We start from the raw sequence: 9,973 nt of genomic DNA, 5'->3' as shown, positions 1-9,973 counted from the left end.
CGCCGCGCTGCCGCCGCGGCCTGCGGGCGCGGCGGCCGACCGGCTGAGTGTGCGCACGCTGCGCGAACGTCTGCTCGACGAGGGGGCGTTGCCCGCTCGGGAGGACGCCGCGACCGGGCCGGCGGATCGGCCCGCCCGGTCGGAGCACCGTACGGCCGCGGGGCCGGATCACTCCGGAATGTTGCCGGTGGACCTGCCCGCCTCGTAGGGGCTGGACACACCGTCGTACGCGAGATGCAGCACCATGCCGTCGCGGGCGTGGTCGAGATTGTGGCAATGGTCCATCCACAGGCCCGGGTTGTCGGCACGGAAGGCCACCTCGTAGCGGTCGCCGGTGGCCACGTCGAGGGTGTCGGTCCACCACGGACTGCCTGTCGCCTTCTTGCCGTTCTTGGACAGGACGAGCATGCGATGGCCGTGCAGATGCATCGGATGGTTGTCCAGACTCCGGTTGACGAATGTCGTGCGCACCAGGTCGCCCTGCTTGACGAGGAGGGCCGGGATGTCCGGGTAGACCGCGTTGTTGATGGTCCACAGCGCCATGGGGCGGCCGTCGAAGAAGCCGAAGCTGTTGCCGAGCACCAGGTGGAAGTCACGGTCGAAGCGGGGGGATGCGCCGAAGGGTGCGCTGCCGCCCGGCGAGCCGTAGTCGAGCGGCTCGAACACCGGCCCGGTCACGGCGGGCGGACGGGCGGCGGTGTCCGGGTCCGGCGCCAGCAGGAGCGAGGCCTTCGTCGCGCGGCCCGAGTCGGTCGCATCACCCTCTGCGCAGCCTTCGAAACCCTGCCCGGCAGCAGTGGCGTTGGCGTCGCCGACGACGGTCAGCCGGACCGGCCCGGCGGGCTGGCGGAAGGTGATGTCGTACCGGCCGCCGCCCGCGATCCGCACCCGCCGGTCGCGGAGTTCGGTCGGCTCCTGCACGTCGTTGCCGTCGATCGCCGCGACCTCGAAGGCCGTTCCGGCGACGGAGTACGTGCGCGGGCAGTTGTCGGCGTTCACCAGGCGAAGCCGCACCGGGGTCCCAGCCTTCACCTGCTGCTTCTGCAGCCCCGTGTCGTCACCGAAGGCGGTGCGCAGGGTGCCGCCCGCACCGTTGACACCGCTCAGGGCGCCTCCGCCGCCGCGGGGTGGGCCGTCCGTGGACGGCCGCTCGCCCCCGACGGACCAGGCGTGCGCGACGACGGTGCGGTCCAGTGCGCTCCCCTCTTGCTTCTCCGGCTTCCCGGCCTTTGCCGGCTTCCTGGCCTTTGCCGGCTTCGCCGAGTTCTGCGGCTCCGCCGAGTCCTGCGGGTCCTCGACCACCAGCGCGCCGAACAGGCCCCGTGCCACGGTGCTGCTCGACTGCTGGTGCGAGTGGTACCAGAAGGTGCCCGCGCGGTCCGGACGGAAGCGGTACACATGCCGCCCGCCGGGGCGGACCGCATCCTGGGTCACCCCGGCCACGCCGTCCTCGGCATTGGGCACGTCGAGCCCGTGCCAGTGCAGCGTGACCCCGTCCTTCACATCACGGTTGATCAGGGTCACCTCCACCGACTCCCCGCGGCGCATCCGCAGTTCGGGTCCCGGCAGCTGCCCGTTGAAGGCCAGGGCCGCCACCTTCTCGCCGGACGCCAGACGCCTGGTGCGTTCCGTGGCGGTGAGGGTGAAGCGGCGGTCCGGTGTGCCCTTGAGTCCGCCGGTCAGCTCGTCGACGGACCGCGCAGGCGCGTTCCCGGCGGACGCTCCGCCTCCGGTGTCGTACGCATGTGTGTGGCCCGACTCCCCCATCCGGCCCGGCAGTCTGCTCTGCTCCGCAGCCAGCGAGCACCCGCCGACGGTGAGCACGGCCAGGCCGGTCACCAGTGCGGTGGCGCGCACCAGACGTCGCGAACGGGACGGGGGCAGCCAGTCGCGGGCCTCACGGGCAGCCCGGCGGCTCTGCTGGAGCAGCAGCAGAGCCCCCGACACGGCGCCGAGCAGGGCGAGTTCCAGGAAGAACATGCCCAGGTACGGAGGTGTGGGCGGATGCAGCGTGCAGGCGGCGCCGAGCAGGGCGGCGACCCATCCGGACTGCACGGGAACCACCAGGCGGGTCCGGGACGCCAGGACGCGCAGCTCGCGCGGGACGGGCCGCGCACCGCCGTCATGGTCCGGCCGAGTGCTCAGCGGTGGGTCCGCCGTCGCCGTCCGTGCCGCGCGCAGCACCCGCACGTACGCGGGCACGGAGAGCGCCACGACCACGATGCCCGTGAGCGCCGGAGGCAGCGCTCCGAACAGCACGTAGTCCGCGCCCGCCAGCCAGCCGGCCACACCGCTGAGACCGACGGCCACGCCGACCCGTAAGGCCAGTGCGAGCAGGGCGCACCCCAGCAGGATCAGGCCGAGCAGGGCTCTGCGCCGGATCGCCGCCGCAGTGGGGCGGGTGGCGAGCCGCCGCGCCCCACGGGCCGCGAACCCCCAGATCACGGCGGCCGACACCGCCCAGAGAATGTTCTGTTCGAAGAGAGTCTCCACCATGGGCACAGCGTGGCCCGGGCCCTTCGAGCCTCCCTCGAGGCCGCTGCAGGATGCTCACGCACGGCCGGAGCGACCCGCCCCGGCTCTGCCGTGCGCAGGGGAGGAACTCGAGATGCAGCAAAGGCGCAGTGCGCTGGTGACGGGCGGATCGCGGGGCATCGGCCGTGCGGTCGCGGTACGGCTTGCGCGGGCGGGGTACGACGTCGGCTTCTGCTCGCGGTCCGCGGGCGAGGAGTCCCTGGAGACCGCTCGTCTGATCGGCGAGGCCGGTGCGCGGGCACACCACGTGGTCTGCGACGTGACCGACACCGAGGCGGTGCGCACCTTCGTCGACGAGACGGAGGAGAAGCTCGGCCCGGCGTATGCAGTGGTCAATTCGGCCGGAGTGCTCCGGGACAGGCCGCTGGCGCTGATGGCGGCCGACGACTGGCGGGCGGTGGTCGGCACCAGCCTGGACGGCACGTTCAACGTCAGCCGTGCGGTGGTGCGCGGCCTGATCACCCGCCGCACCGGCGCGCTGGTGAACGTCTCCTCGGTGATCGGGGTGTACGGGAACGCGGGCCAGACCAACTACGCAGCGGCGAAAGGAGGGTTGAACGGCCTCACCCGCGCCCTGGCCAAGGAGGTCGCTCCCTACGGCGTACGGGTCAACGCCGTCGCGCCCGGCTTCATCGAGACCGAGATGCTCGACGGGATGACGGCGAAGGCCCGGGAGGCCGCGCTCGGCAGGATCGCCATGGGGCGGTTCGGCAGCGCCGAGTCGGTCGCCGAGCTCGTCTCCTTCCTCGTCTCCGACGCCGCCGACTACATCACCGGCCAGGTGGTGCAGGTCGACGGCGGGATCGCGCTGTGAGGAGACAGCCATGACCTCCGGCAGCACGGCGGCCGCACGGCCCACCGCCGTCCAGGACGATCCGGGCCGACCGCTCCGGGCGATGTTCCGCGAGCGCTGGTTCTCCACCCTGTTCATGACCGACATGTGGGAGCGCTTCAGCTTCTACGGCATGCAGGCCCTGCTGTTCCTGTACGCCACGGCGCCGGTGTCCGACGGCGGCCTCGGACTGTCCGACGGCACCGCGGGCGCCCTGTTCGGTCTCTACGTCTCCGCCTCGTTCCTGGCCGCCATGCCCGGAGGCTGGCTCGGCGACCGGGTGCTCGGAACCCATCGGGCCATGCTCTGCGGAGCACTGATCATCATGGGCGGGCATCTGTGCATGGCCGTGCCCGCCCACGGCACGTTCTATCTCGGTCTGGTCCTGGTGGCCTGCGGCACCGGACTGCTCAAGCCCAATCTGCCCGTGATGTTCGACCAGATGAACCCGGGCGCGAGCAGCAGCCGCCGCCAGGCGGCCTTCTCGCTGTTCTACATGAGCATCCAAGTCAGTGCACTGGTCGGCCCGTTGGTGACCGGCGTACTCGGGGAGCGGGTGAACTGGCATCTGGGATTCGGGGCCGCGGCGATCGGCATGGGCTTCGGGGTCCTGCAGTATCTGCACGGCGCTCCCGCACTGCGCGGCGCGGCGACCGGCCCCAGCCGGCCGCTGCCGGCTCCGGACCTGCGCCGGCTGGTCCGCCGCGCCTGGGCCGCCCTCGGAGTCGCGGTACTCGCGGGGACGGGAGTGGCCGTCGCGGGCGGACTGCCGCTGCGGCCGGTGCTCGCCCTGTGCGGACTGATCTCTCTGGTGGCGCCGGTCTGGTACTTCCGGCGGCTGCTGCGCGGCGGGGACCTCGACGAGTCCGAGCGGAGTCGGATCCGCGGCTACCGGAGCATCTTCGTGCCGTCGGTGCTGTTCTGGGCCATGTACGGCCAACTGGGCTCCGTGTTCAGCATGTTCGCCCGCGAGCACACGGACCGCTCGGTGGCCGGGTTCACCGTCCCGGCGAGCTGGTTCCAGTCCGCGCATCCGCTCTTCCTGCTTCTGCTCGCCCCGTTCTTCGCCTGGCTGTGGCTGCGGATCGGGGCGCGCACGGGCGTGGTACGGAAGTTCTCCTCCGGGCTGCTGTGTTCCGGTGGTGCCTTCGCCGTCCTCGCCACCGGCGCATGGTTCGCCGCCGACGGCGACACCATGGTGTCCGCGCTGTGGCTGCTCGGCGCCTTCCTGCTCATGACGTGCGGCGAGCTCGTCTTCGGACCCGTCGGCCTGAGCACCACGGCGGAGTCGACGCCCGAGGGGCACGGCAGCCGGATGATGGGGCTCTTCTACCTCGGCGCGGCCCTGGGGGCCGGTGTGGGCGGCCAGTTGGCGCATCTGCTCGGAGTCGTTCCGCTGTGGACCTATCTGTTGGGGTTCGCCGTGACAGCAGCCTTTACCTCTCTCGTACTTCGCCGCAGAAGTCCACGAATCTGACGTCGAGTTGCCCTGGACGGACTCTCAAGTATCCGAGGGCAGCATCGTTTTCGGACACAGGATCCACGCCTCCTTCCGGCACGTCCGCCGTCCGCTCACGGCGGCACGTCCGTCCGTCCCGCCCGCTCAGGGCCCAACAACTTACGGAGTCCCCATGGCGCATCGCACCCTCATCGTCGCGCGGATGGAGCACGACGACGCGGACAAGGTGGCGGCGCTCTTCGCCGAGTCCGACGCGACCGAACTGCCGCATCTGATCGGGGTCCAGCGGCGCACCCTGTTCCGCTTCCACGGCCTGTACTTCCACCTCGTCGAGGCCGAGGCGCCCATCAACAGCGATCTGTACAAGGCCCGCAGCAATCCGCTCTACCAGGACATCAACACCCGGCTGCAGGAGTTCATGACGCCGTACGACGCATCGTGGCGCGAGCCCAAGGACTCCATGGCCGAGTCCTTCTACAGCTGGACGCCCTGACCGTCATCGGCACCGGCCGCCGACACCCGAAGGCATCCGGACCACCCAGCCGGCCCGTCCGCCGCATCCCGTCCCCGGAACTTCCCTCCCCATCCGTGGAGCGCCCATGCAGACCTCCGACCTGACCAAGGTCGCCATCGACGACGTGGAGCCGAACCGCAAACGCGGCGGCGATCTGCGTGTCCTGCTCAGTCCCAAGACCTGCGGAGCCACCTCAGGGTTCATGGGAGTGGGCACGCTCGAGCCCGGAGAGTTCGTCTCCGAGCACTACCACCCCTATTCCGAAGAGTTCTTCCACGCCGTCCGTGGCCGGATCCTGTTGCGGATCGAAGGGCAGGAGCTGGTACTCGAGCCCGGCGAGTCCTTCATGGTCCCGATCGGTGTGCGCCACCGCATCGAGAACCCCTTTCCCGAGCAGGCCTCCGTCGCCTTCTTCCTGGGTCCTCTCGCCCCGCGTCCCGAACTGGGGCACGTGGACTGCGAGCCGCTGCCGGGCGAGGGCACCCTGCCCGAAGTGGGGGAGGCGCGATGACCGCACGCGCGGTGATCACCGGCATCGGCGTCGTCGCTCCGGGGCAGCCAGGCCGGGAGAACTTCTGGGAGATGGTCGTCAAGGGCCGTACGGCGACGCGGCGCATCACCCTCTTCGACCCGGCGCCGTTCCGCAGCCGTATCGGGGCCGAATGCGACTTCGATCCCGAGCAGAACGGTCTGACCTACCAGGAGATCGCCCGCACCGACCGGGCCGGCCAGTTCGCGATCGTCGCGGCGCGCGAGGCCGTCGCCGACAGCGGCATCGACCTCGGCACGGAGGAACCGCACCGCATCGGGGTCAGTGTGGGCAACGGCGTCGGCAACGCCATCTCCATGGAGCAGGAGTACCGCAAGGTCAGCGACAACGGCCGCCAGTGGCTGGTCGATCAGGGCTACATGGTGCCGCACCTCTACTCGTACGTGATGTCCAGCTCCCTCGCGACCGAGGTGGCGTGGGCGACGGGTGCCGAAGGCCCGACCACGGTCGTCAGCTCCGGCTGCTGCGCGGGCATCGACGCGGTCGGATACGCCGTCGACCTGATCCGCGAGGGATCGGCCGAGGTCATGATGGCCGGGGCCACGGACGCCCCGATCTACCCGATCACCGTCTCCTGCTTCGACACCCTGCGCGCCTCCTCCACCAGCAACGACGACCCCGAGCACGCCTGTCGTCCGTTCGACCTGAGGCGCAACGGCCTGGTACTCGGCGAGGGTTCCGCGGTGTTCGTGATCGAGGAGCTCGAGCATGCCCGGCGCCGTGGCGCCCGTATCTACTGCGAGGTGGCCGGCTACTCGGCCCGCGCCAACGGCTACCACATGACCGGACTGCGCCCGGACGGCCGGGAGATGGGCGAGGCGATCACCGCCGCGCTCGACGAGGCCCGGATCAACCCGGACGAGATCGACTACGCCAACGCGCACGGCTCCGGCACCCGGCAGAACGACAGGCACGAGACCGCCGCGTACAAGCGCAGCCTCGGCGAGCACGCGTACCGGATCCCGGTCAGCTCCATCAAGTCCATGGTCGGGCACTCGCTCGGCTCGATCGGCTCCATCGAGATAGCCGCCAGCGCGCTGTCCATCGACCGCGGGACCGTACCGCCGACCGCCAACTACGAGGAGCGCGACCCCGAGTGCGACCTCGACTACGTGCCGGGCACGGCGCGCGAGGCGGATCTCGACGTGGTCCTCAGCGTGGGCAGCGGATTCGGCGGATTCCAGAGCGCAGTGGTGCTCACCTCACCGAGGAGGATCCGATGACCACGTCCGTCGTCACCGGTGTGGGCGTCGTGGCACCCAACGGCCTGGACCGCGAGGCGTGGTGGCAGGCGACGCTGGACGGCAAGTCGGGACTCGGCCGCATCGGCCGGTTCGACCCGTCCCGCTATCCCGTGCAGATCGCGGGCGAGGCCTTCGGCTTCGACCCGGCCGACCACGCGCCGCAGCGACTGGTCAGCGAGACCGACGCCATGACCCAGTACGCGTTCGGCGCCACCAACGAGGCACTGGCCGACGCCGTCGTACGGCCGGAGGACTTCAGCGACCTGGAGATGGCGGTCATCACCGCCAACTCCTCCGGAGGCGTGGAGTTCGGCCAGCGCGAGCTGCAGAAGCTCTACGCCGACGGGCCGCAGGCCGTGGGCGCCTACATGTCCATCGCCTGGTTCTACGCGGCCACCACCGGACAGCTCTCCATCCGGCACGGCATGCGCGGCCCCTGCGGCGTGCTCTGCTCCGAACAGGCCGGCGGCCTGGACGTGTTGGCGCAGGCCCGCCGGGTCCTTGCCAAGGGCACCCGGCTCGTGGTCTCGGGCGGCACCGACGCCTCGCTGTCCCCGTACGGCCTGGTCTGCCAGCTCGCGACCGGGCGGCTCAGCACTCGGGCGCGCCCGGACCGCGCGTTCATCCCCTTCGATCCCGAGGCCGGCGGCTATGTGCCGGGCGAAGGCGGGGCGATCCTCGTCGTGGAAGACCTCGACGAGGCGCGCGCCCGCGGCGCCGAGCGGATCTACGGCGAGATCGCGGGCTATGCCGCCACCTTCGACCCGCGGCCGGGGTCCGGGCGCCCGCCGGGCCTGCGGCGTGCGGCCGAACTGGCCCTCGCGGACGCGGGGACACTCCCGGACGCCGTCGATGTGGTCTTCGCCGACGGCCACGGCGTGCCCGAGCTGGATCGCGCGGAGGCCGAGGCCCTCACGGCGCTGTTCGGCGCCGAGGGTGTCCCGGTCTCCGTACCCAAGACGATGACGGGCCGGCTCTACGCGGGTGGTGCGCCCCTCGATGTGGCCGCGGCGCTGCTCGCCCTGCGCGACCAGGTGATCCCGCCGTCGGTCAACGCCCGCCCCGATCCCGGGTACCGCCTCGATCTGGTCACCCACAGCCCGCGCAAGGCCCGGCTGCGGACCGCGCTGGTACTGGCGCGGGGCTACGGCGGATTCAACGCCGCCGTGGTGGTGCGCTCGGTCTGAGTACCAGCGACCGTTCGCGTCCCCGTCCCCGGCTCTCTCCTCGTTCACGTCCTCGTTCACGTCCCCGTTCACGTCCCCAGGAGGAACAGATGAGCAGCATCAGCTTCGACGATCTCAAGGCGATCATGAGCCGTTGCATCGGCGAGCTCGACGGAAAGGAGATCACCGAGGCCGACCTGGCCACCCCCTTCACCGACATCGGCTACGACTCGCTCGCCGTCCTCGAGATCGCGAGCCAGCTGCAGCGCGAGTACAGCCTGCAGATACCCGACGAGGCGATCGAGGAGATGGACTCGCCGAAAGCGGTCATCGACTACGTCAACGCCAACCTGGCGGCGGTCTGACATGGCCGCCTCCACCGACAACGCGGTCGTCGTCGACGCACCCATGGATCTGGTCTGGGACATGACCAACGATGTCGAGTCCTGGCCCGAGTTGTTCTCCGAGTACGCCAAGGCGGAGATCCTCGACCGCAAGGGCGCGACCCTCACGTTCCGGCTGACCCTGCATCCCGACGAGAACGGTGCCGTCTGGGACTGGGTCTCCGAGCGCACCCCCGATCCGGCCACCCGGACCGTACGCGCGCGGCGCATCGAGACCGGCCCGTTCGTCTTCATGAACCTGCTGTGGACCTACGTCCAGACCGACGGAGGCGTGGAGATGCGCTGGCAGCAGGAGTTCGAGGTCAAGTCGGGACTGCCGTTCGGGGACAAGGAGATGACCGAGCGGCTCAACACCAACACCCGCCGGGAGATGGCCCGGATCAAGGGCCTGGTGGAGCAGGCGGCCGCCGAGCAGCGGGCGGCCCGACCATGACGGCCGGGCTGCGCGTGCTGCTGCGGATCAGTATCGCCGACGGCCACGAGGCGGAGTTCGAGGAGCTGTGGCAGAGCCACGCCGAGACCGTCCGCGGCTTCCCGGACAACCACGGGCAGCAACTCCTGCGGGAACGCGACGAACAGGGCAGCTACACCGTGCTCACGGACTGGACGGACGAGCCGTCCTTCCGGGCCTTCGAGCAGAGCCCCGAGCAACAGGCGTATCTCCGCAAGCTCTGGGCGATCCGGGCCGGCGGAGAGATGCGGCTGCTCGAGGTCGTCCACGCACTGTCACCGGCCGCCACGGCCGGGACCTGAGAACCGGGAGGAAGCCATGAGCAGGCAGCAGGACCAGGTGACCGAACTGATCGAACTCGTCGACACGACACCGCCCAAGGAACTCGAGGCCGCGGTGGCGAGCCGCGAGGGCGGGGTGGACGCCGCACTGACACTGATCTTCGACTTGCTGGTGTCGGAGTTCAACCCGGACAAGGCCAAGGGCGAGCGGGGTGTCTTCCAGTTCGACATCGCCTCCGGCGAGGGCCAGAAGCTGCACTATGTGCAGGTCGAGGACGGCACCTGCACCACCGACAAGGGCCGCCACGAGAGCCCCGACATCACCATCGGGATCAAGCTCCCCGACATGCTGGCCATGGGTGTCGGCAAACTCCCCGGCGCCAAGGCCTTCCTGACGGGCAAGCTGAAGCTGCGCGGCAGCCCGCTGATGGGCACCAAGCTGGGCGAGTGGTTCGACCACCCCGAGACGTGACGCGGACCGCGGGAGTCGCGGGAAACGTGCGGAAGCCGCCGCCGTGCCGAGGAGGCACGGCGGCG

11 protein-coding genes and 1 pseudogene are annotated in these 9,973 nt (G+C 70.7%); 11 read left to right on the top strand and 1 reads right to left on the bottom strand.

From position 1 onward, the window contains the following. Window positions 1–208: pseudogene (locus DY218_RS35450) on the top strand (hypothetical protein); the annotation flags it as partial. Here DY218_RS35450 and DY218_RS26290 read toward each other — a convergent pair. Next, window positions 169–2,496, bottom strand: coding sequence for a multicopper oxidase family protein (locus tag DY218_RS26290; RefSeq protein WP_128558618.1), 2,328 nt, complete (start codon window positions 2,494–2,496; stop codon window positions 169–171). The pseudogene DY218_RS35450 and the gene DY218_RS26290 sit on opposite strands and share 40 nt — an antisense overlap. A gap of 112 nt (window positions 2,497–2,608) precedes the next feature. Here DY218_RS26290 and fabG point away from each other — a divergent pair, with 112 nt between their 5' ends. From fabG to DY218_RS26240, 10 genes are all read left to right on the top strand, one after another. Then, entirely contained in the window at window positions 2,609–3,349 is a 741-nt protein-coding gene (gene fabG, locus DY218_RS26285; protein WP_128558617.1) for a 3-oxoacyl-ACP reductase FabG, read from the top strand. A gap of 10 nt (window positions 3,350–3,359) precedes the next feature. Beyond that, entirely contained in the window at window positions 3,360–4,844 is a 1,485-nt protein-coding gene (locus DY218_RS26280; protein ID WP_128558616.1) for a peptide MFS transporter, read from the top strand. Window positions 4,845–4,998: 154 nt separating this feature from the next. Then, entirely contained in the window at window positions 4,999–5,319 is a 321-nt protein-coding gene (locus DY218_RS26275) for a TcmI family type II polyketide cyclase (RefSeq protein WP_128558615.1), read from the top strand. 106 nt (window positions 5,320–5,425) lie between these two features. Continuing rightward, window positions 5,426–5,851 carry a cupin domain-containing protein gene (locus tag DY218_RS26270; RefSeq protein ID WP_128558614.1) on the top strand — a complete coding sequence of 142 codons (426 nt, stop codon included), beginning with the start codon at window positions 5,426–5,428 and terminating at the stop codon, window positions 5,849–5,851. After that, entirely contained in the window at window positions 5,848–7,113 is a 1,266-nt protein-coding gene (locus tag DY218_RS26265; protein WP_128558613.1) for a beta-ketoacyl-[acyl-carrier-protein] synthase family protein, read from the top strand. The genes DY218_RS26270 and DY218_RS26265 overlap by 4 nt, the downstream gene beginning before the upstream one ends. Next, on the top strand, window positions 7,110–8,321 hold the full coding sequence (locus tag DY218_RS26260) for a ketosynthase chain-length factor (protein ID WP_128558612.1): 1,212 nt from the start codon (window positions 7,110–7,112) through the stop codon (window positions 8,319–8,321). The genes DY218_RS26265 and DY218_RS26260 overlap by 4 nt, the downstream gene beginning before the upstream one ends. A gap of 89 nt (window positions 8,322–8,410) precedes the next feature. Then, a complete protein-coding gene (locus DY218_RS26255) occupies window positions 8,411–8,665 on the top strand; it encodes an acyl carrier protein (protein ID WP_128558611.1) in 255 nt (84 codons plus the stop codon). Window position 8,666: 1 nt separating this feature from the next. Further along, window positions 8,667–9,137, top strand: coding sequence for an SRPBCC family protein (locus tag DY218_RS26250; RefSeq protein WP_128558610.1), 471 nt, complete (start codon window positions 8,667–8,669; stop codon window positions 9,135–9,137). Further along, window positions 9,134–9,457, top strand: coding sequence for an antibiotic biosynthesis monooxygenase family protein (locus DY218_RS26245; RefSeq protein WP_128558609.1), 324 nt, complete (start codon window positions 9,134–9,136; stop codon window positions 9,455–9,457). Before DY218_RS26250 ends, DY218_RS26245 begins: the two co-directional genes overlap by 4 nt. A 16-nt stretch (window positions 9,458–9,473) precedes the next feature. Next, complete coding sequence (locus DY218_RS26240) at window positions 9,474–9,908, top strand: SCP2 sterol-binding domain-containing protein (protein ID WP_128558608.1); 435 nt, start codon at window positions 9,474–9,476, stop codon at window positions 9,906–9,908. The last annotated feature ends 65 nt before the right edge of the window (window positions 9,909–9,973 follow it).

It is taken from the genome of Streptomyces triticagri (assembly GCF_003429565.1).
Classification (GTDB): Bacteria; Actinomycetota; Actinomycetes; order Streptomycetales; family Streptomycetaceae; genus Streptomyces; species Streptomyces triticagri.
The sequence above is the reverse complement of the archived record's forward strand: the minus strand, read 5'-3'. Positions and strand labels throughout refer to the sequence as shown.

What these genes read in the sequence shown, in the direction of transcription:
- DY218_RS26265 (WP_128558613.1), top strand. Translation starts at nt 5,848, where the DNA reads ATGACCGCACGCGCGGTGATCACCGGCATCGGCGTCGTCGCTCCGGGG.
- DY218_RS26260 (WP_128558612.1), top strand. Translation starts at nt 7,110, where the DNA reads ATGACCACGTCCGTCGTCACCGGTGTGGGCGTCGTGGCACCCAACGGC.
- fabG (WP_128558617.1), top strand. Translation starts at nt 2,609, where the DNA reads ATGCAGCAAAGGCGCAGTGCGCTGGTGACGGGCGGATCGCGGGGCATC.
- DY218_RS26270 (WP_128558614.1), top strand. Translation starts at nt 5,426, where the DNA reads ATGCAGACCTCCGACCTGACCAAGGTCGCCATCGACGACGTGGAGCCG.
- DY218_RS26275 (WP_128558615.1), top strand. Translation starts at nt 4,999, where the DNA reads ATGGCGCATCGCACCCTCATCGTCGCGCGGATGGAGCACGACGACGCG.
- DY218_RS26255 (WP_128558611.1), top strand. Translation starts at nt 8,411, where the DNA reads ATGAGCAGCATCAGCTTCGACGATCTCAAGGCGATCATGAGCCGTTGC.
- DY218_RS26245 (WP_128558609.1), top strand. Translation starts at nt 9,134, where the DNA reads ATGACGGCCGGGCTGCGCGTGCTGCTGCGGATCAGTATCGCCGACGGC.
- DY218_RS26250 (WP_128558610.1), top strand. Translation starts at nt 8,667, where the DNA reads ATGGCCGCCTCCACCGACAACGCGGTCGTCGTCGACGCACCCATGGAT.
- DY218_RS26290 (WP_128558618.1), bottom strand. Translation starts at nt 2,496, where the DNA reads ATGGTGGAGACTCTCTTCGAACAGAACATTCTCTGGGCGGTGTCGGCC.
- DY218_RS26240 (WP_128558608.1), top strand. Translation starts at nt 9,474, where the DNA reads ATGAGCAGGCAGCAGGACCAGGTGACCGAACTGATCGAACTCGTCGAC.
- DY218_RS26280 (WP_128558616.1), top strand. Translation starts at nt 3,360, where the DNA reads ATGACCTCCGGCAGCACGGCGGCCGCACGGCCCACCGCCGTCCAGGAC.